This is a genomic window from Stenotrophomonas sp., from assembly GCF_032099025.1.
Lineage (GTDB): Bacteria > Pseudomonadota > Gammaproteobacteria > Xanthomonadales > Xanthomonadaceae > Stenotrophomonas.
This window is the reverse complement of sequence record NZ_DAMCID010000018.1, coordinates 31,869-54,681: the sequence shown is the minus strand read 5'-3', so window position 1 is coordinate 54,681 and position 22,813 is coordinate 31,869. Positions and strand designations below refer to the sequence as shown.

Genomic DNA, 22,813 nt, shown 5'->3' with positions numbered 1-22,813 from the left:
TTTACTGCCGGCCACGCAGGCGCGCCAACAGCGGCGGGCAGTCTGGACCTCCGGGGAGGCGGGGTCAACCCGGCGCGGCACCTGCGTTGTGGGGCGATTGGCCTTCGTTGTCGCGCCCGGCCGCATAATGGCCGGGCGACGTCCTCTTTACTCCCCCACCCCATGAGCAGGTTCCCCCATGCATAGCGGTGCCCTGGAACTGGCCCTGGTGCTGCTGCTGGCCGCGGTGATCGCGGTACCGGTGTTCAAGAAGCTGGGGCTGGGCGCGGTGCTGGGCTACCTGGTGGCCGGGGTGGTGCTGGGGCCGGACGGGCTGGGCTTCGTCCAGGACGCCGACCGGATCCTGGGCGCGGCGGAAATCGGCGTGGTGATGCTGTTGTTCGTGATCGGGCTGGAACTGTCACCGGCGCGCCTCAAGGTGATGCGGCGCTCGGTGTTCGGGGCGGGCACGGCGCAGGTGGCATTGAGTGCGCTGGTGCTGGGCGCGGTGCTGCTGCTCGATCACTTCCAGTGGAAAGCGGCGCTCATCGTGGGCGTTGCGCTGGCGCTGTCGTCCACGGCGGTGGGCCTGCAGCTGCTGTCCGAACACAATGCGGTCAACACCGACTACGGGCGGCTGGGGTTCGCCATCCTGCTGTTCCAGGACCTGATCGCCATTCCGCTGCTGGCGGCCATCCCGCTGCTGGGCGGGGTGAAGAACGAAACGCTGCAGTGGAACGATGTGGCAGTGGCGCTGGGTGCACTGGCCGTGGTCATCCTGTTCGGGCGACCGGTGCTGCGCCGGTTGTTCACCATCATCGCGCGCACGCGCAGCCCGGAAGTGTTCACGGCCATGGCGCTGCTGATGGTGCTTGGCACTGCATGGTTCATGCAGGAGGCCGGGTTGAGCCCGAGCCTGGGCGCGTTCCTGGCCGGCGTGCTGCTGTCCGATTCCGAGTTCCGCCACGAACTGGAATCGCAGATCGAACCGTTCAAGGGGCTGCTGCTGGGGCTGTTCTTCATCGCCGTGGGCATGGGCATCGACCTGGACCGTGTGGTGGCCGAACCGGGCATGATCGCGCTCGGCGTAGGGCTGCTGCTGGTGGTGAAGTTCGGGCTGCTGTTCGGTATCGGCAAGGTCGCCCGGCTCAGCACGCGGCATGCGCTGCTGCTGGGCAGCGTGTTGTGGCTGGGCGGCGAATTCGCGTTCGTGGTGTTCAACGAGGCGCAGCGTGCGCAGCTGCTCGGCAATGCGAACCATGACCGGCTGGTGGCGATCGTCGGCCTGTCGATGGCGATCACGCCGCTGCTGATGATCGCGCTGCTGCGGCTGCTCGGCAGCGAAGACACGCCGGTGGAGAACAAGCGACCCGCCGACACGGTGGACACCGGCGGCACCGAGCCCAGCGTGATGATCGCGGGCATGGGGCGCCTCGGCCAGGTGGTCGCGCGACTGCTGACCGCACAGAAAATTCCCTTCATCGCGCTGGAGTCGAACCCGGACACGGTGTCGGACCTGCGCCGGTTCGGCAACAAGCTGTACTACGGCGATCCCTCGCGGCCGGAGATGCTGCGGGCGGCCGGCGGCGAGCACGTGCGGGTGTACGTGGTAACGCTGGACGATCCGGACGCGAACATGCGCGCCACCCGGCTCATCCGGCGCATGTACCCGCACGCGGTGGTGCTGGCCCGCGCGCGCAACCGCCAGCATGCGTGGCGGTTGATGGATATGTCCGCCGAGCCCTTCCGCGAGGTGTTCGGCACCAGCCTGGACATGAGCGAGCGGGTGCTGACCGCACTGGGCGTGCCGGCGGAGACGGCGCGCAACCATGTCGAGCGGTTCCGCGAGCATGATGAAAAGCTGCTGCGCGACCAGTACCTGGTCTACGACGACGACGCCGCGGTGATACAGACCTCGCGGGATGCGCGCGCGGATCTGATGCATCTGTTCGAGGCGGATGCGGAAAGCGATGGGAAGAGGTCGGACGCGTCGCGTGCCGAGTGAGGGAAGGAGGAATTCTGGAATACTGACGTGGGTCAACCGGATGTTGCTGGATGAAAGGTATTCCCGATCCCTACTATTCTCTGTTTGAGACTGCTATCGGCAGCGATCCAGCGATCGTTGTTGTCAATTGTGCGCTCCTGCAGTTCACAGAGCGCGATGATTATCCGTGGCACTTGAGAGTTGGCGTGCATTGCGCCGTGCAAGGGGAAAACGGCATGCCTACCGCAGAAGAAGTGGACAGCCTCATTCAACTGGAAAAGTGGATCGAGCCGGCCATTCAGGCAGACGACAACGCTATTTTCCTCGCCCGAATTACTGCCCGTGGGGAGCGCGTCCTTTTGTATAGAGTACGCAACGCCGAGAGGGCACATGAGACCCTGCAGGCGCTGATCTCCGTTTCGGAGCCCTTACGGGAGTGGGAGTACCAGATGGAGCACGACGGTGACTGGCTCCTGGCGCAACCTGAGCTGGAACTGGTGATTCAAGCCTCTACTTCCGATTAACTGTGGTGGTTCATTGCGGGCAGGCCACTCATTTCGCAGCCCCTGCAGGCATCACGGAACGTAAACCAATACGACCTCGTAACGGTACCCACCATCGTCTTCGTGGATATGCACCTGAAGCACAAGATCGCTTCTTCCTTCCTCCTCGGTATGGAGGTCGACGAGAACGTCCCAGAAAGATCCGTACCAGATGCATACGGAAGACTCCCAGGATGCCTCCGGCAACTTCTTCAGGCGCGCTCCGTACTCCCGCACATTTGCCTGCATCCCCGACCAGGCGGCCGGTGCCCGGTCCACAACCTGCGGCAGAGATGGTTCCCTTTCTTCCACCAGTGCATCAACGATAGCTACCAGAGTGGGCCTCCAGACTTCAGGGACTGACATCTCCCTATGTCCATCTTTGGCTATTGCTACCTCATTCATAACCAGTCCTTCGAGTGCAATCGAGTACGGTAAACCAAACATACTTCGGCATGGCTGGCAGATGTGGTTGGACCGCCATCGGCATGACCTTCAACATGATGCCCTGCAGTCGGGCCGGCACTCCTGTTCTCGGCGTTCGCACGCAGCCAATGCGGTGAGTGCCTCGCCAGCAATGCGCACGTCGCAACGCGCGGCACAGTCGTGGCAACCCACGGTTCTGCAGGACGATTCGGAATCCAATTGAATGCGCTTGAGCCTGCCGCGTGGTGCGGAAGGCCACCGTCATCATGGAGCCAGGTCATGAGCATTACCGAAGAAGAGATCGTCCCCGGCGCGGTTGCGTATCTGTCCCTGGAGTTGCTTCGCACTTCCGGTGAGCTCAAGCAACCGGCCCTGCAGCCGAATGTGCGTATGGGACCGTTTGTATGCATCGCAGTGAACGACAAGAGTTGTGCGTGGCTGGAGATTACGTCCAAGGGAGAGAAGCGCCTGGAGCGCATCACGCTTGATCCCGCATGGAAAAAGGAAGGAGGGAAGCGCTGGCTCGCCGAAGATCAGTACATCAACGATGCACGCACGCCGTTCATCGGCCCCAAGCGGATCTTCGTGGCGGCCAGCAAGGACGAGCTGGTGTACAACCAGTTCCTTAGGCCACAGGTTACCGATGTGGGCGTGCAGGCGCTTCTGAAGGAGGTCAAGACGTTGGGCGGCGTCGTCGAGTAGAGCAGCCGACTAACAGTCGGCTCTACCCCGTCGGCTCTACCCCGTCGGGTGACCCGTTCGGGTTGCCGCGTCGGATTGTTCGTTCGGGTTGCCCGTTCGGATTACCGGGTCGGCGGTAGGCGGTAGCGCACGACCGTTGGTCGTGCGGCCGCTCAGCCGTTGTCGCGCAGGAACCTCGCCATCGAGGACACGCCCGGTACGCGCGGCTCGAATTCGCCGGCTACGTCGATGAAACCGCGCATCACCGCGATCTCGCGCGGCGTGCGGTTCAGCGCATCGCGTACGTCCGGATCGGCTCCGGCGCGCATCAGGCGTTGCACCAGCAGCGGCAGGCCATGCAGCGCGGCCAGGTGCAAGGGCCCAAACCCGCGTGGATCACGCGCATCCAGCGACACATCTTCGTCGAGCAGCCGTTCCACGGCGGCCAGCACGATCTGCTCGTCGCAGGCGGTGCCCGGCTCGGCGCGTGCGCCCAGCAGCAGCAGCAGCGGCGTGACCGAGCCGGCGGCGGCCTGGTCCGGTTCCGCGCCGGAGAGCAGCAGCGTATCCAGCAGTGCCAGCAGGCGTGAGCGGTCGCGTGCGCTGAAGCCGTACAACGCGGCGCAGTGCAGCGGGCCCAGCTGCTGCGCATCACCGGCATGCACGTCGGCACCGGCGGTGAGCAGGCGGGCGGCGATATCGGGCAGGCCCAGCGCCGAGGCCAGCATCAGCACGGTGACGCCGCCGGGCAGGCGGTATTCCAGCTCCGCGCCCGCATCGAGCAGGGCCGAGACGATGTCGATCTGGCGCATGCTGACCGCCGCCGACAGCGGCGTGGCCCCGCTCGCAGCCGCATGCTGCGGATTGGCACCGCGCGCGAGCAGCAGGTCGACCACGGCCAGGTGGCCGCCACCGGCAGCACGCAGCAGCGCGGTGCAGCCCTGCGCGTCCACCACGTCCACCGCAAACCCAAGGTCGATCAGGCGGCGTACCGCATCGGCGTCGCCGGCCATGGCCGCGGCCGGCAGGTCACCGTCGCGCAGCGCGCGGCGCGGCAGCTGCCATACGCGCCAGTCCAGCCAGTCGGCCAGGTCGCGGCGACCGATCGACAGCGCCACGCCCAACGGCGTCTGCCCGTCTGCGGCGCGCGCTTCGGGCGAGGCGCCCTGCTGTACGAGCAGCTTGAGCGAGCCTTCGCGCGCCAGCGCGGTGGCCAGGTGCAGCGCGGTCATGCCATGGCTGTCGCGCGCCTCACGGTCCACGCCCAGGGTGAGCAGGGCCTGCTGCAGGCGCAGCCAGCCCAGGCGCACCGCCAGCGACAACGGCGGATCACCCGCTGGCGAGGCGGCGAATGGATCGGCGCCGCGTTCGAGCAGGTCCAGCGCCAGCTGCTCCAGCCCGCGCGAGGCATGGTCGTGCTGCGCGCAGGCACTGAGCAGGCGTGCAAGGCCACCGGCACCGGCCGGCGACAGGCCGCGGCGCAGCAGCACCTGCAGCGCCGGCACCGCGTCGATGCCGCGCGCGAGCAGCGCGAACATGGGGGTGTCGCCACAGGCGTCCAGCACTTCCGGGGCGGCGCCGTGTGCCAGCAGCCAGTCCACCGCCTGCGGGTCGAGCGCGAGTTCGGCATCGTGCAGCAGGCCGCCGAGCTCATCGGCGCTGCACAGACGGGCCAGCGAAGCCATGCCGTCCGTGTTGCCGAAGCCCAGCGCCTCGCGCAGCAGGTCCAGCGGCGGCCGGTCGGGCAGTGCCGGGGTGCCTGGCTCGGCGTCGGCTGCGCCGGCCAGGCCGTCGCTCACCGCCGCCGGCAGCGGATAGCTGCGGTCGAGCAGCGAGACGATCGCCCAGCGACCGGCGCTGGCGGCGATGTCGACCGCGCGGCGGCCCTGCGGATCCGGAACATCGGCGGCAATGCCGAGCTCGAGCAGGCGACGCACCAGCAGCGGCGACACGTTTTCCGCCATGCAGGCCAGCAGTACGGCGTTGCGGCCTTCGCCGTCCACCGCGGTGATATCCGGGGTGTGCGGCAGCAGGTGTTCGATCACGGCGGCGCGCCCGGCACGGGCGGCTTCCAGCCACGGCGTGCGCGACAGCGCGTCGCGCGCCTCCAGGTTGGCGCCGGCGGCCAGCAGCACATCGATGATGTCCACGTGCCCGGCCAGCGCGGCTTCGTGCAGTGCGCTGCGGCGCTGGCGGTCGCGCGCGTCGGCACGCGCCTTGTGCTTGAGCAGCAGCTGCACGCCCGCCGGATCGTCTTCTTCCGTGCCGGCGGCGGCCAGCAGTACGGGCGTGCCGTCGGCCGGTTCGGTGCGCGCGCCGCGCTCGAGCAGGAAACGGGCCAGCCGCCAGTTGCCGACCTGGCAGGCCACGGCCAGCGGCGACCAGCCATCCTGGTTGAGCGCGTCCACTTCGGCGGCGGCGTCGCGCAGCAGCGCGGCCACGCCCGGGTCGGAGCTGCGCGCGGCGTGATGCAGGGGCGTGTTGCCCTCGGTATCCACGGCGCGCGAGTCCGCACCGTTGGCGAGCAGCGTCATCACCGCTTCGGGCCGGCCGTGCCAGCTGTCACGGGTGGCCGCCAGCAAGGGGGTCATGCCGCGATGCGGCGCATTGACACCGACGCCGCGTGCGATCAGTTCGCGCAGCAGGCGCAGGTCCGGCAGTACGGCGGCCAGCACCACCAGGCTGCGCTGGTCGCGCCAGGCCGGGTCGGGCAGGCCCTGCGGATCGGCACCGGCGGCCAGCAGCTGCAGCGCGCGGTCGACGCGGCCGCTGCGTGCCGCTTCGTAAAGGGCCGGCAGGCGTTCGTGCTGGCCCAGCGGCTCCAGCGGCTGCGGGGCTTCATCGTGGGCGCCAGCGGCATGCACGGCCGCCGCGAACGGGTCGTTGCCCAGATCGAGGTGGCTGCGGGTGGCCAGCGGATCGGCCGGTGCAATCCGCTGCAGGGCGAAGTGCGCCAACGGCGAACCCAGCAGCACGGCCAGCGCGAAGGGCCAGCGCAGGCCGTCCGGGAGCAGGCCGGGCCACGCCGGCACCACCACCAACGCGCAGACGGCGACCACCAGGCCGGCCACGATCAGGCCACGCCAGGCGGTGAGGTCGCGCGCGGCCAGGGTCCGCCAATGGCGCGCCAGGCTGCCGTCGCTGCGCTCGATCTCGTTCCACAACGGCCAGGTCCGCCAGACGCCGAGCAGCGCGGCACTGACGGCCACGCTCAGGCCCAGCACGGCGGCCAGGCTGCCGCTGTCGTGCAGCGCGCCCAGCGGCCAGGCCACCAGCAGCGCCAACAGCAGCGGCCCAAGCCCCCACAGCGCGAGCAGCGCGGGAACATCCTGGCGTGCCAGCTGCGCCATGGCGGGCACGGTCCGGCTGCGCCGCCACCACGACATGCCCAGCGCGAACGCAGGCTGTGCCAATGCCGCACCCAGTGCCGCCGGCACGCCGCCGAGCACGACCGCCAGCGAGAGCAGGCCGCCCAGGCCGAAGGCAAGGCCTGCGGCGCGGGTGCGCAGGGCGTCAGTCATTGCGTCGCGGTACCCGCACGGGTGGCACCGGTGGCGGTGGCATCTGCAGGTGGAAGCCGCGCTCGGCCAGGTTGGCGCGCACTTGATCAGCGTCGGCCAGGGCAAGGCGACGGTCGGGGGTCAGGGCGACTTCGAGCACGAATGCGAACGGCGCCAGTGTGGCCTTCAGCGCATCAGGAATGGCATCGAAGGCGTCACGGGCGGCGAGGTAGACGTAAGTGTCCTGCTTGCGTTGGCTTTTGTAGACGTAGGCTTGCATTGCCCGCGGGGCTTGGCCCTGGGAATAGATGCGTTGATTGTGGAGTAAAGCAGGCAAGGGCGAAAGACGGCAACGCGCTGCGGTGCCGGTTTACTGGCGCGCGACAGATTCAGGTTCATCAATGTCGCGGCGGTGTTCAGGTTGGGGTGGCCGCCGATGGATGCCTGGCGGCCGCCGTGGACGGGTACGGCGGCCGGAGAGGTAACTTCAACGGCAGCCGCGAAAGGCAGCCGCAGAAGTCAGCCGCAGAAGCCAGCCGACTAACAGTCGGCTCTACACAGTCGGCTCTACACAGTCGGCTCTGCCCGGTCGGCTCTACCTGGTCAGATGACGGTTCCCGTCATTTGACCTTGGCGTAGGTGCCCTTGAGGGCGACGCCCGCGAGGATGGCACCGGCATAGCATTCGTAGTTGGTGGTGCTCTTGAACTCGTTCTTCTTGTAGTAGCTGACGATGTCCACGACGGCGTTGGCGCCGCGCGACTTGGCGCCGTCCTGCAGTGCCTTCAGCGCCGACAGGGCCACCCAGTTGCAGGCCACTTCGTCGCTCTTGTTGGCGGCGTTGGTCTTCTTGTTGGTCACGTCTTCACCGAGGCGCTGCTGGACGTTGACCTTTTCGCCGGCCAGGTAGAAGCGGACGCTGCCGTCGATGCCGGCCGCCTTGGCGTCGGGCGAATTGATCAGGCTGCGCAGGGACTGTTCGACACGGGTCTCACGGGCATTGGCGGTGCTGGCGACGGCAAGCAGGGCCACGGTGGCAATCAGGGCAAAACGACGCATTCAACGTTCTCCTTGTTGGTAAGCAGGTATTGGGTTTGAGGTTACGCGTCCTGCCAGCGGCGGAAGATCAACGAGGTGTTGATGCCGCCGAAGGCGAAGTTGTTGCTCATCACGTAGTCGGTCTGCAGCGCGCGGCCTTCGCCGCGGATGTAATCCAGCGCGCCGCAGCGCGGGTCTACTTCGTGCAGGTTCAGGGTCGGAGCGAACCAGCCTTCGCGCATCATTTCGATGGTCATCCAGGCTTCGAACGCGCCGCACGCGCCCAGCATGTGGCCGACGTAGCTCTTGAGCGAGCTGATCGGCATGCCCGGCCCGAACACCTGCGCGGTGGCCTGGGTCTCGGCGATGTCGCCGTGTTCGGTGGCGGTGCCGTGTGCGTTGACGTACCCGATCTGGCCCGGTTCCAGCCCGGCATCTTCCAGCGCCAGGCGCATGGCCTGGGCCATGGTGTCAGCGGTGGGCTGGGTGACGTGCTGGCCGTCGCTGTTGGTGCCGTAGCCGACCACTTCGGCCAGGATGGTGGCGCCGCGTGCCTGCGCGTGCTCCAGGTCTTCCAGGATCAGCGTGCCGGCGCCCTCGCCCAGCACCAGCCCATCGCGGTGCGCGTCGAACGGGCTCGGCGTGGTCTGCGGGGCGTCGTTGCGCACGCTGGTGGCGAACAGGGTGTCGAACACCGCCGCCGCGGTGGCGTCGAGCTGCTCGGCGCCACCGGTGACCATCACCGTCTGCTTGCCGCTGCGGATCGCCTCGTAGCCCGACCCCACGCCCTGGCTGCCCGAGGTACAGGCGCTGGAGGTGGTGTAGACGCGACCGGACAAGCCGAAGAACACGCCGATGTTCACCGGCGAGGTGTGGCTCATCATCTTCAGGTAGGTGGTGGCGCTGATGCCTTCGGTGGTGTGTTCGTGCAGCATGCGGCCGAACTCGGCGGTGGCCTCGTGGCTGCCCGACGAGGAACCGTAGGCCACGCCGGCGCGGCCGCTGCGCAGCACCGGGTGGCCGATCAGGCCGGCCGCCTCCAGCGCCAGTTCGGTGGCGCGCACCGACATCACCGCGACCTTGCCCATGCTGCGCGTGGTCTTGCGGTTGTAGTGCGGCGGCAGGTCGTAGTCTTCCGCCGGCGCGGCCAACCGCGTGTTGAGGCCGTCGAAGACCTCCCAGCCGGGGATGTAGCGCACCGCGTTTTCGCGGGCGTGCAGGCGGGCGCGGATGCTGGGCCAGTCGTGGCCCAGCGGGCTGATGGCCGCTGCACCGGTGACGACCACACGACGATCGGGTCGGCTCATCAGACCATGCCTCCATTGACCGAGATCACCTGGCGGGTGATGTAGCCGGCCGATTCGGACAGCAGGAAGGACACCGCATGGGCGACCTCGTCCGGCTGCCCCATGCGCCCGGCGGGGATGAGTTTGAGCGCGTGGTCGAGCACTTCTTCGTTGACCATCTCGGTCTCGATCAGGCCCGGTGCCACGCAGTTGACGGTGATGGCACGGCTCGCCAGTTCCAGCGCCAGCGCCTTGGTGGCCCCGATGATGCCCGCCTTGGCGGCGCTGTAGTTGGTCTGCCCACGGTTGCCGACCAGCCCCGACACCGAGGACAGGGTGACGATGCGGCCGGGCTTGCGCCGCCGCACCATCGGCATCACCAGCGGGTGCAGCACGTTGTAGAAGCTGTCCAGGTTGGTGTGCACCACCGCATCCCAGTCCTCGGCAGGCATCGCCGGGAACGCGCCATCACGGGCGATGCCGGCGTTGCAGACCACGCCGTAATAGGCGCCATGGGCCTCGACATCGGCCTCCAGCGCGGTACGCGCCGCGTCACGGTCGGACACGTCGAACATCAGCACGCGGGCTTGCCGGCCCAGTGCCTGGATCTGCGCGACCACCGACTGCGCTTCCTCGATACGACTGCGGCAATGCACCACCACGTCGAAGCCATCGCGCGCGATCCGCAGCGCCACGGCGCGGCCGATGCCCCGGCTGGCGCCGGTCACCAGCACGGTCAGATTCCCTGTCATGCCTCTCCACTCTCCAGATAGGCCATCGCATCGCGTGGTTCGAACACCGATACGTTGGCAACCGCCAACTCAACACCGCCTGCCAGGATCCGGCAGGCGAACATGCCCAGCCCATTTTCGCCCATCAGCTCGCACTGTGCCTCCACCCGCAGGCAACTGCCCGGCGTGAAGTGCGGCTGGTGGGCGGTGTAGCGCCGCGTGCCCAGCAGGAAGCCGATCGAGGGATCGCGTCCTTCGGCGCGCGCGCGGCACCCGGCCCAGGCTGCAATCGCCTGCGCCATGTATTCCACCCCCACCCACGCCGGCACCCCGTCGGGGGTGGTGAACAGGCCGTGGGCCGGGACGTCCACTTCAACCATGATGGATTCGGGCTGCCAGTCGATCACCCGGTCGATCAGGCGCAGGCTGTCGCGGTGCGGCAGCACCGAATCGATGTCCGTGGGCAGCTGCATGCTCAACGCCGCGCCAGCGCCAGCACGGCATTGCTGCCGCCAAACGCGAATGAGTGGCTGAGCACGTGCTGCGGCGGCTGCGCCGCGCGCGTGCCCGGGGCCACCAGGGCCAACGCCGGCAACGCTTCGTCGGCGTGGCCGTCCCACCAATGCGCAGGCAGCCGCTGCTCCGGATTGTCGGCCAGGGTCATCCAGCACAGTGCGGCCTCGATCGCGCCGGACGCGCCGAGCGTGTGGCCGGTGAGCGGCTTGGTGGAACTGGCCGGCACCTGGGTGCCGAGCACGGCGGCCACGGCCAGGCTTTCCATGGCGTCGTTGTGCCCGGTGGCGGTGCCGTGCAGGTTCACGTAATCGATCTGCGCCGGCTCCAGGCCGGCGCGGCGCAACGCCTGCTGCATGGCGTCGATGGCGCCGCTGGCCTGCGGATCCGGGGCGGACATGTGGTGCGCATCGGACGATTCGCCCCAGCCCGACAGGCGCACCGGGCCAGGCTCGCGGGTCATCAGGAACAGCGCGGCACCTTCACCGATGTTGATGCCGTTGCGGTGCCGGGAGAATGGATTGCAACGTGCGGCCGACACCGATTCGAGGGCGCTGAAGCCGGCCACGGTGAAGCGGCACAGCGAGTCGGCGCCCCCGGCGACCACTGCGTCAACGATCCCGGCGCGCAGCAGGCGCGCGGCCGACATCAACGCCTTGGCACTGGACGAGCACGCGGTCGAGAGCGTCCAGGCCGGGCCGCTGCTGCCGATGCGGGTGCGCACGAAGCGCGCCGAGGTGCCCATTTCCTGCTGTGCATAGTGGAAATCGGTGGGCCAGCGCCCCTCGTCGGCCTGCATGCGCAGCGCGTGTTCGGACTCGCCGATGCCGGAGGTGCTGGTGCCGATGATGACCGCCACGCGCTCGGCGCCGTAGCGCGCGATCGCCGCGTCCACGGCCGGGCGGATCTGCTGCAGCGCGCTTTCCAGCAGCGCGTTGTTGCGCCCGCGCAGCGCCACCGGCAGGGCCGACAGGTCGGGCAGTGGATCGGCTACTTCGCCCAGGGCCAGGGTGCGCCCCGGGATCATGCTGTCGTTGTCGCGCAGGCCGCCGGGCTGGTCGGCGAACAGGCCGGCGCGCACCTGCGCGCGCCCGCTGCCCAGGGCGCAGACCACGCCAAGCTCATTCAGATATACCGCGGTACTGCTCACGATTGCGCTTGCCCCATGTCCAACGATTCGATCACCAGTTCATACCCTTCGGCCAGGTTGCGCAGTTTCACGCGTCCGTCGACCAGCGGTTCCAGCACCAGCCAGGCGGTGCCGCCCTGCTCCAGGCGGCGGCTGCCGTTGGACTCGACCAGGGTCCAGCCGTCCGGCAGGGCCGCCCGGATGGCATCGGCCGGCCACAGCGCAAACTGAAGGTCGTCCAGCACGCGCTCGCCCCGCACCTGCGGCGGCAGCCACGGGGCGCGGGTCTGCTCCAGGGTGCGCCCATCCCAGACCATGCGCACGCCGGTCTGGCCCATCGCCTGCACGGCCAGCCGCACCTGCTCGCCATCGGCCTCGAGCAGCGCGTCCAGCTCGCGCTCGTGGGTGCCGAAGCGGAACTGCAGGCGCTGCTGCAGCTGCAGTGGTGTGGCCAGTGCGGAAGGCGGCAGCTGCAGGGTGGGCAGCTGCACCCGCGGCGCGGGCATGCGGGTGCTGGCGCAGGCCGCCAGCAGCACGCTCATCAACAGGGCAAGGATCAGCCGGTGCACAGTTCCTCCAGCACCCGCAGGCGACGACCGCTGTCGTCGGCCACGTACGGATTTCTGGTGTCCCAGGCATAGCCGGCCAGGATCGAGGAGATCATGCGGCGCACGTCCGGCTGCGGGTCGGGGTGGTAGATGATCTTCTGGAAGCCGCCGTCGTACCAGGCTTCAACGAAGCGACGGAACGTCTTCACGCCGGCGCGCAGCGGAATGGCGAACTCGCGCTCCCAGTCCACCTGCTCACCGGCATGGCGGCGGGCCAGGCAGTCGCTGGCAAGCTGGGCCGACTTGAAGGCGATGGTCACGCCCGAGGAGAACACCGGGTCCAGGAACTCGCCGGCATTGCCCAGCAGCGCATAGCCTTCGCCCCACAGCGAACTCACGTTGGCCGAGTAGCCGGTGATGGTGCGCACCGGCAGCACCGCCCATTCGGCGTTCTTCAGCAGGCGGGTCAGGTTGGGGTCTTCGCCGACGATGGCCTGCAGCTTCTCGAGGTCGGTGCCCGGGTACTTCTCGAAGAAGCTCGGCTCGGCCACCACGCCCAGCGAACAGCAGCCGTTGGAGAACGGGATGGTCCAGTACCACACGTCCACGTGCTCGGGATGGGTGGTGATCAGGATCTTGTTGCGGTCGAAGCCGGCGTCGGCCGGAATGTGGTCACGCACGTGGCAGAAGATCGCCCCGCGTACGGGGAAGTTCGACGGCGACTCCAGGTTGAGCAGGCGCGGCAGCAACCGCGCGAAGCCGCTGGCGTCCAGGATGAAACCGGCCTCGATGGTGTACTCGCTGCCATCCGGGCGGCGCACCTGCACCCGCGCCGGGCTGCCCGGCTCGACCGACAGCACTTCATCGCCGAAGCGCAGCGTGGTGCCCATGCGCTCGGCACCGCGTGCCAGCACATCGTCGAAATCGGCGCGCTGCACCTGGTAGGTGGTGCCCCAGCCGGGCGAGAACTTGTCGCGGAAGTCGAACTCGGTGCTGCGCTCGCCGCGCACGAAGGCCGCGCCGTTCTTGTACTGGAAGCCGGCCTGCACCACGTCCTGCAGCAGGCCCGCCGCTTCGATGTACTCCATGCTCTGCGGCAGCAGGCTCTCGCCGATGGAGAAGCGCGGGAACTGCTGGCGCTCCAGCATCAGCACCTGGCGCCCCTGCCGGCGCAGCATCGCGGCGGCGACCGAGCCGGCCGGGCCCGCGCCAATGATCAGAATTTCGGTTGTTTCCAGTGCTGCGTTCATCGATACATCCTTGATCACGAAAGTGGGGGAGGCGCGGTCGCTCAGTGCGGTGCGTCGTGAGGCGGTGGACGGAACAGGGGCGAGATCAACCAGACCAGGCCGATGCCGAACAACAGGGTGAGGCCGAAGGCGCGCAGCGCCGGCGTGGCCGACAGGCCCAGCAGGCCGAACGACAGCCAGGTGCTGGCCGCGCCCACGCACACCGCCAGCCAGGCGCTGGCATCGCCACGGTGCTCGATCAGGAAAATGCCGTAGTCGATGCCCATGCCCAGCAGCAGCATCAGGGCCAGCACGTTGAACAGCTGCAGCGGCTGCCCGAACAGGCCCAGCAGGCCCAGCGTGAGTGCACCGGCGGCCAGGGTCGGGGCGAACACCCGCCATGCCTGCGCGCGGTAACGCCAGTACAGCACCGCGAACACCAGCACGATGCCGACCAGCAGCAGCACGCTCATCAGCTTGCGGTAGTGCTTGAGCAGCGAGGAAAAATCGGCGGTGCGGTCGACCCAGCGCACCCCGTCGATGCCCTTGGCCTGCGCTTCCAGCAAGGTCAGCGCATCGGCGCGGGACAGGTCGTCCACCATCACCACCGACGCCATGCCCTCGCCCACCGTGCCCAGCCACAGATGACGGAACGGCATCGCCGCGGGCGAGGCCAGGAACGCATCGGCCTGCAGGTCGTGTGCGGCGAACACCGGGCGCTGCAGCGGTTCACCCACCGCCTCGCCCACCTTGGCCAGCACCTGCGGTTCGATCCGCGCGGTCAGCGCGGCATCGGCATGCTGGCGCTGCACCGACGGCAACCACTCGCTGATCGCGCGGTAGCCGCCGATCTGCTTGTTGGCCGAGAGCACGCGCAGGCGTTCGATCAGGGCTTCCTCACGCTCCAGCACCTGTTCGGCGCTGGCGCCCTGCACCAGGTAGAACTGCGCCGGACTGGGCATGCCCAGCATCTGGCTGATCCGGATCTGCTGGTTGATCAGCGTCATCGGCGAGGACTGCAGGCTGCGCAGGTCGTCGTTGGGATGCAGGCGCAGCATGCCCAGCACCGACAGCACCGCGACGGCGCCCAGGAACAGGCCCACCGGGCGGCGCCCGTGCAGGCGCGGCCAGCGCTCGAGCGTGGCGCCCAGCCAACGGGCGAACCCGGTGCTGCGGATCTCCCCGCCGTCCAGCCAGGGGAACCAGAAGATCACGGTCAGGAAGGCGGCGGCCAGCCCGACCACCGAGAACAGCGCCATCTGGCGCAGCCCCGGGAACGGTGCCAGGCCCAGGGCCAGGTAGGCCAGCGCGCTGGTCAGCAGGGCCAGCCACAGGCCCGGCAGCAGGTGCCGCAGCAGGCGCCAGCGGCGGTCGGCCGGCTCGGCCTGGCGCGAGGCGAACCAATGGATGCCGTAGTCCTCGGCCACGCCCACCAGCGAGGCGCCGAACACCAGGGTCAGCACGTGCACCTTGCCGAACACCAGCACCGTCACTGCCAGGGCCACGCCGCAGCCGATCAGCAGCGAGGCGGCCACCAGCAGGATCGGGCGCAGCGAACGGAACGCCAGCCATACCAGCAGCAGCACCGCCGCCAGCGAGCCCCAGCCGATGGTGTTGATTTCGCGGTTGGCCTGCACCGCTGCCGCCTCGGCATGCAGCGGCACGCCGGCGCGCAGCACTTCCAGGCCGGGCGCGTGTTTGGCGGCCGCGGCGGTGGCGGCATCCAGCAGCAGGTCGATGTGCCGCTCGCCGTCGAGCTGGAACGCCGAGCCGACGGTCTCGTACTGCACCACCGACCAGTGCTTGCCGTCGGCTTCGAGCAGGCCGTCGTCACCCATGCGCAGGCCGGAGCCCAACGCACGTTCCTGCCACCACTGCGGCCACAGCGACAGCGGATCCTGACGCCATTCGGTCAGGCGCGGCGCGCCCATCGGGCCGTACAGCGCGGCCAATGCGGATTCGGACAGGCTGTCGGCCGGTTCGTTCTGCAGGCGCTGGCGCTGCTGGTCGGTCAGCAGGCGGTCGCGGTACGGCGCGTAGAACGCGCGCGCCTCATCGAACCAGCCTTCGATGGAGCCGCTCTCCTGGACCAGCGGGGCATCGCCCCGCTCTACCGTCATCTCCTTGCGGAAGGCGAGTTCAGCCGCCTTGGTCTGCGCGGCATCGGCGCTGCCGAGCAGCACCACGACCTGCCGCGAATTCGCATCGGCAATGCGCCGGGTCACGTCGGACAGCAGGCGGTCGTGTGCTTCCTGCGGCAGCAACGCCAGGATGTCGGTGTCGATCCGCGACTCCTTCGACCACAGCTGCCACTGCTGCACGCCCAGCCCGACCAGCACCAGCAGCCATGCAATGGCCAACCAGCGCCAGGCGCGCTGCAGCCGGCCGTTGTCACGCCAGGCCGAATTCAACGACTCATTCAAATTTGCGGCCCTCGTCGGCGCTCAGCTGCGCCGGGGTTTCGCTCAGCGCGGCGAAATGGATGCGGGTGACATCCTGGTTCGCTTCGGTGATCTGGACCTCGCGCACGTAGCGGTCGCCGCTCAGTTCGAGCGCGCTGAACACCTTGGCCAGCATCGCCGAGCGCGGGGTCAACTGCATGCGCCAGCCATTGTCCGGCAGCGCCTCGACCTTGACCTCGAACTGCGCCGACAGTGCCTGCGCATCGCCACTCATCAGCGCGAACATGATCGCGTTGACCGAGCGCATCGCCGGCTGCTGGCGGCCGTCCAGTTCGACCCGGCTGCTGCCGTCGCGCTGGCGGCTCAGGATGCGGTCGCGGGTGACCACGACTTCAGAGGGGAACGGCTTGAGCGTGGTCCAGATCACGCCATGGTCCTGGGCCAGCACGAAGCGACCCTGCGAGCGCAGCGGGTTCTTGAACCCCGCCACCTGCTTGTCCTGGCTGAACTCGCCGCGCAGCACGGTGACCTTGGCCACGCGCTGCTTGACCAGGTCCACGTTGGCCGCCGGGGCGGCGAAAGCGGGGCTGGCCACGGCCAGCAGCATCAGCACGCCCAGCGTGCGCAGAAGACGAATCATGGTGCCTGCACTCCCAGCCGTTCCCACAGTACCGACGGGCACAGGTACAGCATTTCGTTGGTGGCCGCGTCGACCGCGACCTGGATGGTGTGCGCACGCGTGAGCACCTGGTCGCTCTCTGCGTCGCGGATCTCGTAGGCGATCTTCAGCCGGTTTTCCCACTCGGTGATGGTGGCGCGCACGCGCAGCGCCTGGCCGTACAGCAGCGGGCGGATGTACTTCACGCGTGCGTCCACCACCGGCCACACGTAGCCGGAATCGCGCATCTGCGGGTAGTCGTAGTCGTAGCGCTGCAGCAGGGCGCAGCGCGCGATTTCGAAGTACTTGAAGTAGTTGCCATGCCACACCACGTGCATCGGATCGCAGTCGTGGAAGGTCGGCGACAGCGTCACCTCGAAGCTCAGGTCATGCTCGGTCATACAGGCCCCAGCGCTGGCTGCGGATATCGTCCAGCAGGCCGCGCAGCTCGCCATCGAGCGCACGGTCCTCGTCCACCAGTGCGATGCGCTCGCACAGGTCCTGGTACATCGTCTCCAGGTCGCCATGCAGCGTGGCGTTCATGCCGACACGCTGGCGCAGGGCCACACCCTGGCGCGCGGCGATGAGCATGCCGGCCACCACCTGTTCGGTCAGCTCGATCACGCGCAGGCAGTCGCGCGCGGCGATGGTGCCCATGCTGACCTTGTCCTGGTTGTGGCACTCGGTGGAGCGCGAGAATACCGAGGCCGGCATGGTCTGCTTGAGCGCCTCGGCGGTCCACGCCGAGACACTGATCTGCAGCGCCTTCAGGCCATGGTTGATCGGTGCGCGCGCGCCGGTGGAGGCCGACAGGTTGGCCGGCAGGCCATGGTTGTAGCGCGCATCCACCACCAGCGCGAGCTGGCGGTCGAGCAGGTCGGCCAGGTTGGCGATGGTGTTCTTCAACGCATCCATCGCGAAGGCGATGTGGCCACCGTAGAAGTGGCCGCCGTGCAGGATGCGTTCGCCGTCGGCATCGATCAGCGGGTTGTCGTTGGCGCTGTTGAGTTCGGTTTCGATCAGCTGGCGCAGGAACGGCAGCACATCCTGCACCACGCCGATCACGTGCGGTGCGCAGCGCAGCGAGTAGCGGTCCTGCAGGCGCTGTTCGTTGCGCGGCGGACGGTCGCTGTGCAGGTCTTCGCGCAGGCGCGCGGCGATCTGCATCTGGCCCGGATGCGGCTTGGCCGCGAACAGCATTTCATCGAAGTGGTGCGCGTTGCCATCGCTGGCCAGCACGTTGAAGGCGGTCAGGCGCGTGGCCAGCTTGGTGAGGTAATCGGCGCGGGCGTACGCCAGGCAGGCCAGCGCGGTCATCACGGCCGTGCCGTTCATGATCGCCAGGCCCTCCTTCGGGCGCAGCCGCAGCGGCGCCATGCCGATCTCGGCCAGCACCTCGGCGGCCGGGCGGCGTGCGCCCTGGTACATCACCTCGCGCTCGCCGCACAGCACGGCGGCCACGTACGACAGCGGGGTGAGGTCGCCACTGGCACCGACCGAGCCTTCGGCCGGAATCAGCGGCAGCACGTCGTGCCGCAGCAGCGTGGCCAGGCCCTGCAGCAGCGGGTGGCTCACGCCGGACATGCCGCGCACCAGCGAGGCCAGGCGCGCGGCGATGACGGCGCGGGTCTCCTGCTCGTCCAGGAAACGGCCCAGGCCGCAGCCGTGGTAGGTGAACAGGTGGTGCGGCAGTTCGGCCACCAGCGCCGGCGGAATGTTCACCGTGCACGAATCGCCGTAGCCGGTGGTCACACCGTAGATCACGCCGTCCTCGCGCAGCAGGCGGTCGAGGAAGTCCACGCCACGCTGGATGCGTGCGGTGAACGCCGGATCGTCGGTGACCACGGCGTCGGCCTGCCGCTGGGACAACGCGACCACGTCTTCGATGGTCAGCGGCGCATCGCCGAAGCGGATGGGGGGTGAATTACTTGCCATGAGATGCCTGATCCCAGAAGGGGAAGAAATTGAACCAGTCAAAGGGGGCCTGGGTGACCTGGAGTTCCAGCCACCGGGCGAAATGTTCGGCCTGTGCGGTCAACGCGGCGTCGCGCGAACCACGGGGCAGCACGATGCGGTCGCTGAAATGCTCGAAGCGCACGCGGTAGCCGTCGCTTTCGTGCAGGCACGCCATGGTGTACACCGGGCAGCCCAGTGCGGCGGCCAGCACGTACGCGCCGATCGGGAACTGCGCGGTGTGGCCCAGGAACGGCGCGGGCACGGTACGCCCGCCGCGCAGCGGCACGCGGTCACCGACGATGGCGACAAAGCCACCGGCTTCGACACGGCGCTGCAGCTCCACTGCGGTGGCCGGGCCCATGTCGGTGACCTGCATGAGTTCGACGGACGCGAGCGGGTCCAGCCGTTGCATCAGCCGGTTGAAGCGCTGCGCGTGGGCGGTATGGACCAGCACGGTGATGCGGAATCCCGGCACCTGTTCGGCCAGCACCTGGCACAGTTCCAGGCAGCCGATGTGCGCGGTGAGGATCAACCCGCCTTCGCGGCGCGCGATCTTGTCCAGCATGAGGTCACGCTGCAGGCGGATGTTGGCGGGCGGGTAGCGCCCGCCCAGGCCCAGCAGCTTGTCCAGCAGGGTGTCGGCAAACAACGCGAAGTGCTTCAGGCTGGCCCAGCGCCCGGGCGTGCCGCCCAGCACGCCGGTGTGCGCCTGCAGCCGCTGCAGGTACTGCAGCGAGGACTGGCGGGCAACGCGGTTGCCCAGCCAGTGGCACAGCACCACCGGGTACACGCACAGCCGGAACGGCCAGCGACCGAACCAGCGGTGCACCCAGCACAGGAACAGCACCCCGGCGGCCGAGGTGGTTTCACCCAGGTCGGCCCAGTGCGGGGCGTTGGCCGGTGCCGGCGTGGTCATGCCGGAGCGCTTCCAGCGGCACGGCGCCACAGCAGGCGCGGCGCGCGGCGCAGCATGCCGAAGAACAGCCGGGTGTGCATGCGGCTGATCCGCACGTTGTCGCGCCACACGTCGAAGTGCGAGACGCCGTCGCTGGGGTAGGTCACCCGCGTGGGCAGGCTGATCACCGGCACGTCGCGCCAGAACAGCCGCACCAGGATCTCGCTGTCGAAATCCATGCGCCGGCCGATGGTCTCCTCGCCCACCAGCCGGGTCACCGGCGCCAGCGGGTACAGGCGGAAGCCACACATCGAATCGCGGATCTGCAGCGACAGCGTGTTGATCCAGACCCAGATGTGGGTGGCATAGCGCCCATACAGGCGCGCCTTGGGCACGCTGTCGTCATAGGCGGGAATGCCGCAGATCACCGCCGTCGGGTGTTGCCGCGCCAGGGCCTCGAAACGCGGAATGTCGGCCGGGTCGTGCTGGCCATCGGCGTCGATCTGCAGCACGTGCGAGTACCCGCGGCGCGCGGCCTCGGCAAACCCGGCCAGCATCGCACCGCCCTTGCCCTGGTTCACGTCCAGGCGCAGCAGGCTGAGCTGGTCGGGCCGCGCGTGCGCCAACGCCCGCAGCACCTGCGCGCAGGCCGGGTGCGAGCCGTCGTCGACCAGCAGGCACGGCAGCCCGCTGGCCAGCACGCCCTGCACCACCGCGCCGATGGCGTGTTCATGGTCGTAGACCGGAATGACCACCAGCGGCGAAAACGCCGCCTGCCCACCCGCGCTGGTCTCACGCATCGCCGAACACCACCCGGCCACTGGCGTGCACGCCGTGGTCGGACACGTAGCGGAAGCTGAGCACGGCCTTGACCGCGTCCCACCCCAGGGTGAGCTGTAGGCGGTCACCGGGGCGCGCCACGTGCTGGAATTTCAACGCATCCATGCGCTCGAAGCGCGGCGGCATGGCAAACGCCTGGCGGCCGTAGTGGATCGCCCAGTCGAGCTGGACCACGCCCGGCAGGATCTTCGCCTGCGGGAAGTGGCCGTCGAAGACGACCAGGTCGCCGTCCAGCGGCAGCACCAGCACGGCGGCCGCGTCGTCGCGCTGCTGCCACTCGGCCACCGGCATCAGCGGCCGGAACAGCGCGCCCAACGCGGCGGCGGTGGTCTTGCCCTGCGCGTTGTACGGCAGCTCGTCAACGAACCGCCAGCGGCGCGGGCGGGTGACCGCATCATGGCTCTGCGCGAGGTGCGCGCCCAGCGCCTGGGCCTGGCGGCGGCGCTCGCCGTCGTCCCACTGCGCCACGCCGGCCACCTGCGGTACCACCACGGCGGCGAGCTGTTCGCGCGCGCCCGGCAGCACCAGCACGCGGGCGTCCTGCACGGCCGGGTGCGCGCGCAGCTGCTGTTCCAGCGCGTCCAGCGACACCCGGCGCTCTTCAATCTTGACGATACGGTCGGCGCGTCCGAGCAGGCGGAAGCTGCGCCCGGCATCGGCCTCCACGCGGTCCTGGGTCTGCCACCAGCCGGCCTCGGCCAGATGTGGCGAGGACACGGCCAGGCAACCGTCTTCGATGCGCCAGGACACGCCCGGCAGCGGGTGCCACTGCGGCTGTTCGGCACTCCATTGGCGCCAGGCGATGCCACCGGTTTCGCTGCTGCCGAACACTTCGGTCGGCGCCACCCCGAGCAGCGCGCGCGCCTGCAGGGCTGCCTCGGCGGGCAACGGGCCGCCGGAGGAGAACACCGCGCGCAGGCGCCCCCCCAGCGACGACCAGTCCAGCTGTTCAGGCAGGCGCTTGAGGTGCGCAGGGGTCGCCACCAGCACCGAATCCTGCGCGGCCAGGGCGCTCACCAGGTCTTCGTGGAAGAAGCGGCGCGGCAGGATGGCGCGGCCGGCCACCAGCGGCCACAGCACGCGGAACAGCAGGCCATAGATGTGCTGGTGCGAGACGGTGCCATGCACCTGCGCGCCTTCCAGCTGCGGCCCGAAGGCCGCCTGCAGCGCATCGACCTCGCGGGTCAGCTGGCGCAGGACCTTGGCGATCGCGCTGGGCGCACCGGTGCTGCCGGAGGTGAACACCACCAGTTCCAGCGTGTCCTCGTCCAACGCCAGCAGCGGCGCGGCCGGGTCGGGCGCGGCGTCGGGGTGCAGCGGCGCATGGCGCGCCGGGACGTCACCGGCGAACCCGGCCACGCGCGGGCTCAGTCCCTCCAGCGTGGCGGGCAGGTTGTCGCCACCGAGGAACACGCGCTTGCCGGCGTGCCAGGCACCCAGCAGGGCCGCGGCGAAGTCCAGGGTGTCGTCGAAGTACAGCGCCCAGTCGCGGCCGGGGGCGCGGGCGAAGGCCTGCTGCCAGCCCTGCACGCGGCTGCGGAACTGCGGGTGGGACACCACGCGGCCGTCGGCATCGATGCCGACAATGCGATCCGGTTGCGGTACCAGCGCCAACCGGTCCAGCGCGATCCACTCAGCCATGCGCGTGCGCCGCCTTCACCCGCCGCCGTACCAGCCACTCACCGCCAAACAGGACACCCATCATCACGTACGCCAACAATCCGTTGTAGAGCGCCCAGACCTGGTTGGAGGCCCAGAACGCCGTGATCAGGGCCAGGCCCCCGTTGAGAACAAAAAAGCCGCACCACACCTGGGTGACACGGCGGGTATAGACCACGGCGAACGGCGGCAGTTCCGGCTCGGTCAACCGCGCCAGCCGCTCCACCGCACTGGGCGGGAAGCGCAGGCTGGTGGCGAAGATGACCAGCATCACCGCATTGACCAGCGCCGGGTACAGCTTCAGCGGCAGGGCCTGGTTGAACGCAGTGGCCAGCAGCGCCAGCAGGCCGGCGCCCAGCGCCGCAGCCCACCACACCGGCTGGCGGGTGGTCAGCGCGCGCAGCGCGGCCAGGGCGAACAGCAGCAGCGCCATCCAGCGCGGTTCGAAGCGGCCCAACGACAGGTACACGACCAGCGGGTAGGCCAGCGACAGCACTGCAAACGCCGCGACGCGCACCCGGACCATGGTCGATCTTCAGCGGCGGCCGTCAGGCGGCCGCTTGCCCGGGCAGCAGCCCATGCACCACATCGACGATGTCCTGCACGGTGCGCACCGACTTGAACGCTTCCGGCTGCAGGTTGCGGCCCAGCAACGGCTTGAGCTGCACGATCAGGTCCACGGCATCGATGCTGTCGATGTCCAGGTCGTCGTACAGGCGGGCGTCGGGCGTGATCCGCACCGGCTCGATCTCAAAGCTGTCCTTGAGGATCTTGACGATGCGATCGAAAAGTTCGTTCTTGGTCATGGCAAATCCTGG

Annotated in this window: 22 protein-coding genes; 3 read left to right on the top strand and 19 right to left on the bottom strand. The window is 68.9% G+C overall.

Translation table 11 applies throughout. From position 1 onward, the window contains the following. The first annotated feature begins 178 nt into the window (after window positions 1-178). Both RT456_RS13615 and RT456_RS13610 read left to right on the top strand, forming a co-directional pair. A complete protein-coding gene (locus RT456_RS13615) occupies window positions 179-1,984 on the top strand; it encodes a monovalent cation:proton antiporter-2 (CPA2) family protein (RefSeq protein WP_313347516.1) in 1,806 nt (601 codons plus the stop codon). Window positions 1,985-2,034: 50 nt separating this feature from the next. Then, complete coding sequence (locus RT456_RS13610) at window positions 2,035-2,487, top strand: DUF695 domain-containing protein (RefSeq protein WP_313347514.1); 453 nt, start codon at window positions 2,035-2,037, stop codon at window positions 2,485-2,487. Between the two features lie 51 nt (window positions 2,488-2,538). Here RT456_RS13610 and RT456_RS13605 read toward each other — a convergent pair whose 3' ends face one another. After that, entirely contained in the window at window positions 2,539-2,910 is a 372-nt protein-coding gene (locus tag RT456_RS13605; protein WP_313347512.1) for a hypothetical protein, read from the bottom strand. Window positions 2,911-3,210: 300 nt separating this feature from the next. On the opposite strand from RT456_RS13605, the gene RT456_RS13600 reads away from it, so the two are divergent. Beyond that, entirely contained in the window at window positions 3,211-3,633 is a 423-nt protein-coding gene (locus RT456_RS13600; RefSeq protein ID WP_313347510.1) for a hypothetical protein, read from the top strand. Between the two features lie 152 nt (window positions 3,634-3,785). Here RT456_RS13600 and RT456_RS13595 read toward each other — a convergent pair whose 3' ends face one another. The 18 genes from RT456_RS13595 to RT456_RS13510 all read right to left on the bottom strand — a co-directional run bounded on the left by RT456_RS13595 (window position 3,786) and on the right by RT456_RS13510 (window position 22,801). Continuing rightward, window positions 3,786-7,133, bottom strand: coding sequence for an ankyrin repeat domain-containing protein (locus RT456_RS13595; protein ID WP_313347508.1), 3,348 nt, complete (start codon window positions 7,131-7,133; stop codon window positions 3,786-3,788). After that, a complete protein-coding gene (locus RT456_RS13590) occupies window positions 7,126-7,392 on the bottom strand; it encodes a YcgL domain-containing protein (RefSeq protein ID WP_313347506.1) in 267 nt (88 codons plus the stop codon). Before RT456_RS13590 ends, RT456_RS13595 begins: the two co-directional genes overlap by 8 nt. A 340-nt stretch (window positions 7,393-7,732) precedes the next feature. Further along, the gene (locus RT456_RS13585) at window positions 7,733-8,170 is read right to left on the bottom strand and encodes an excinuclease ATPase subunit (protein WP_313347504.1); all 438 of its coding nucleotides are present in this window, start codon (window positions 8,168-8,170) and stop codon (window positions 7,733-7,735) included. A gap of 41 nt (window positions 8,171-8,211) precedes the next feature. Beyond that, window positions 8,212-9,456, bottom strand: a complete 1,245-nt coding sequence (locus tag RT456_RS13580; RefSeq protein WP_313347502.1) for a beta-ketoacyl-ACP synthase — start codon at window positions 9,454-9,456, stop codon at window positions 8,212-8,214. After that, window positions 9,456-10,187 (bottom strand): 3-oxoacyl-ACP reductase FabG, encoded by a 732-nt coding sequence (gene fabG, locus RT456_RS13575; RefSeq protein ID WP_313347500.1) that lies wholly within the window; start codon window positions 10,185-10,187, stop codon window positions 9,456-9,458. Before fabG ends, RT456_RS13580 begins: the two co-directional genes overlap by 1 nt. Beyond that, window positions 10,184-10,639 (bottom strand): hypothetical protein, encoded by a 456-nt coding sequence (locus RT456_RS13570; protein ID WP_313347498.1) that lies wholly within the window; start codon window positions 10,637-10,639, stop codon window positions 10,184-10,186. The genes fabG and RT456_RS13570 overlap by 4 nt, the downstream gene beginning before the upstream one ends. A gap of 2 nt (window positions 10,640-10,641) precedes the next feature. Then, on the bottom strand, window positions 10,642-11,829 hold the full coding sequence (locus tag RT456_RS13565; RefSeq protein ID WP_313347496.1) for a beta-ketoacyl-[acyl-carrier-protein] synthase family protein: 1,188 nt from the start codon (window positions 11,827-11,829) through the stop codon (window positions 10,642-10,644). Further along, window positions 11,826-12,350: a DUF3261 domain-containing protein gene (locus tag RT456_RS13560; RefSeq protein WP_313347568.1), complete on the bottom strand. Its 525-nt coding sequence runs from the start codon at window positions 12,348-12,350 to the stop codon at window positions 11,826-11,828. The genes RT456_RS13565 and RT456_RS13560 overlap by 4 nt, the downstream gene beginning before the upstream one ends. A 14-nt stretch (window positions 12,351-12,364) precedes the next feature. Then, window positions 12,365-13,606: an NAD(P)/FAD-dependent oxidoreductase gene (locus RT456_RS13555; protein ID WP_313347494.1), complete on the bottom strand. Its 1,242-nt coding sequence runs from the start codon at window positions 13,604-13,606 to the stop codon at window positions 12,365-12,367. Window positions 13,607-13,647: 41 nt separating this feature from the next. After that, a complete protein-coding gene (locus RT456_RS13550; protein ID WP_313347492.1) occupies window positions 13,648-16,008 on the bottom strand; it encodes an MMPL family transporter in 2,361 nt (786 codons plus the stop codon). After that, on the bottom strand, window positions 16,001-16,627 hold the full coding sequence (locus RT456_RS13545; RefSeq protein WP_313347490.1) for an outer membrane lipoprotein carrier protein LolA: 627 nt from the start codon (window positions 16,625-16,627) through the stop codon (window positions 16,001-16,003). The genes RT456_RS13550 and RT456_RS13545 overlap by 8 nt, the downstream gene beginning before the upstream one ends. Then, window positions 16,624-17,046, bottom strand: coding sequence for a thioesterase family protein (locus RT456_RS13540; RefSeq protein ID WP_313347488.1), 423 nt, complete (start codon window positions 17,044-17,046; stop codon window positions 16,624-16,626). The genes RT456_RS13545 and RT456_RS13540 overlap by 4 nt, the downstream gene beginning before the upstream one ends. Beyond that, window positions 17,033-18,580, bottom strand: coding sequence for an aromatic amino acid ammonia-lyase (locus tag RT456_RS13535; RefSeq protein ID WP_313347486.1), 1,548 nt, complete (start codon window positions 18,578-18,580; stop codon window positions 17,033-17,035). The genes RT456_RS13540 and RT456_RS13535 overlap by 14 nt, the downstream gene beginning before the upstream one ends. After that, window positions 18,570-19,517 (bottom strand): acyltransferase, encoded by a 948-nt coding sequence (locus RT456_RS13530; RefSeq protein WP_313347484.1) that lies wholly within the window; start codon window positions 19,515-19,517, stop codon window positions 18,570-18,572. The genes RT456_RS13535 and RT456_RS13530 overlap by 11 nt, the downstream gene beginning before the upstream one ends. Then, window positions 19,514-20,296 (bottom strand): glycosyltransferase family 2 protein, encoded by a 783-nt coding sequence (locus RT456_RS13525; protein ID WP_313347482.1) that lies wholly within the window; start codon window positions 20,294-20,296, stop codon window positions 19,514-19,516. Before RT456_RS13525 ends, RT456_RS13530 begins: the two co-directional genes overlap by 4 nt. Further along, window positions 20,289-21,977 (bottom strand): AMP-binding protein, encoded by a 1,689-nt coding sequence (locus RT456_RS13520; protein ID WP_313347480.1) that lies wholly within the window; start codon window positions 21,975-21,977, stop codon window positions 20,289-20,291. Before RT456_RS13520 ends, RT456_RS13525 begins: the two co-directional genes overlap by 8 nt. Continuing rightward, window positions 21,970-22,521: a hypothetical protein gene (locus RT456_RS13515; RefSeq protein WP_313347478.1), complete on the bottom strand. Its 552-nt coding sequence runs from the start codon at window positions 22,519-22,521 to the stop codon at window positions 21,970-21,972. The genes RT456_RS13520 and RT456_RS13515 overlap by 8 nt, the downstream gene beginning before the upstream one ends. Window positions 22,522-22,543: 22 nt before the next feature. Beyond that, window positions 22,544-22,801, bottom strand: a complete 258-nt coding sequence (locus tag RT456_RS13510; protein ID WP_313347476.1) for an acyl carrier protein — start codon at window positions 22,799-22,801, stop codon at window positions 22,544-22,546. Between the last annotated feature and the right edge of the window lie 12 nt (window positions 22,802-22,813).

What these genes read in the sequence shown, in the direction of transcription:
- RT456_RS13615 (WP_313347516.1), top strand. Translation starts at nt 179, where the DNA reads ATGCATAGCGGTGCCCTGGAACTGGCCCTGGTGCTGCTGCTGGCCGCG.
- RT456_RS13610 (WP_313347514.1), top strand. Translation starts at nt 2,035, where the DNA reads ATGAAAGGTATTCCCGATCCCTACTATTCTCTGTTTGAGACTGCTATC.
- RT456_RS13605 (WP_313347512.1), bottom strand. Translation starts at nt 2,910, where the DNA reads ATGAATGAGGTAGCAATAGCCAAAGATGGACATAGGGAGATGTCAGTC.
- RT456_RS13600 (WP_313347510.1), top strand. Translation starts at nt 3,211, where the DNA reads ATGAGCATTACCGAAGAAGAGATCGTCCCCGGCGCGGTTGCGTATCTG.
- RT456_RS13595 (WP_313347508.1), bottom strand. Translation starts at nt 7,133, where the DNA reads ATGACTGACGCCCTGCGCACCCGCGCCGCAGGCCTTGCCTTCGGCCTG.
- RT456_RS13590 (WP_313347506.1), bottom strand. Translation starts at nt 7,392, where the DNA reads ATGCAAGCCTACGTCTACAAAAGCCAACGCAAGCAGGACACTTACGTC.
- RT456_RS13585 (WP_313347504.1), bottom strand. Translation starts at nt 8,170, where the DNA reads ATGCGTCGTTTTGCCCTGATTGCCACCGTGGCCCTGCTTGCCGTCGCC.
- RT456_RS13580 (WP_313347502.1), bottom strand. Translation starts at nt 9,456, where the DNA reads ATGAGCCGACCCGATCGTCGTGTGGTCGTCACCGGTGCAGCGGCCATC.
- fabG (WP_313347500.1), bottom strand. Translation starts at nt 10,187, where the DNA reads ATGACAGGGAATCTGACCGTGCTGGTGACCGGCGCCAGCCGGGGCATC.
- RT456_RS13570 (WP_313347498.1), bottom strand. Translation starts at nt 10,639, where the DNA reads ATGCAGCTGCCCACGGACATCGATTCGGTGCTGCCGCACCGCGACAGC.
- RT456_RS13560 (WP_313347568.1), bottom strand. Translation starts at nt 12,350, where the DNA reads ATGAGCGTGCTGCTGGCGGCCTGCGCCAGCACCCGCATGCCCGCGCCG.
- RT456_RS13555 (WP_313347494.1), bottom strand. Translation starts at nt 13,606, where the DNA reads ATGAACGCAGCACTGGAAACAACCGAAATTCTGATCATTGGCGCGGGC.
- RT456_RS13545 (WP_313347490.1), bottom strand. Translation starts at nt 16,627, where the DNA reads ATGATTCGTCTTCTGCGCACGCTGGGCGTGCTGATGCTGCTGGCCGTG.
- RT456_RS13540 (WP_313347488.1), bottom strand. Translation starts at nt 17,046, where the DNA reads ATGACCGAGCATGACCTGAGCTTCGAGGTGACGCTGTCGCCGACCTTC.
- RT456_RS13535 (WP_313347486.1), bottom strand. Translation starts at nt 18,580, where the DNA reads ATGGCAAGTAATTCACCCCCCATCCGCTTCGGCGATGCGCCGCTGACC.
- RT456_RS13530 (WP_313347484.1), bottom strand. Translation starts at nt 19,517, where the DNA reads ATGACCACGCCGGCACCGGCCAACGCCCCGCACTGGGCCGACCTGGGT.
- RT456_RS13525 (WP_313347482.1), bottom strand. Translation starts at nt 20,296, where the DNA reads ATGCGTGAGACCAGCGCGGGTGGGCAGGCGGCGTTTTCGCCGCTGGTG.
- RT456_RS13520 (WP_313347480.1), bottom strand. Translation starts at nt 21,977, where the DNA reads ATGGCTGAGTGGATCGCGCTGGACCGGTTGGCGCTGGTACCGCAACCG.
- RT456_RS13515 (WP_313347478.1), bottom strand. Translation starts at nt 22,521, where the DNA reads ATGGTCCGGGTGCGCGTCGCGGCGTTTGCAGTGCTGTCGCTGGCCTAC.
- RT456_RS13510 (WP_313347476.1), bottom strand. Translation starts at nt 22,801, where the DNA reads ATGACCAAGAACGAACTTTTCGATCGCATCGTCAAGATCCTCAAGGAC.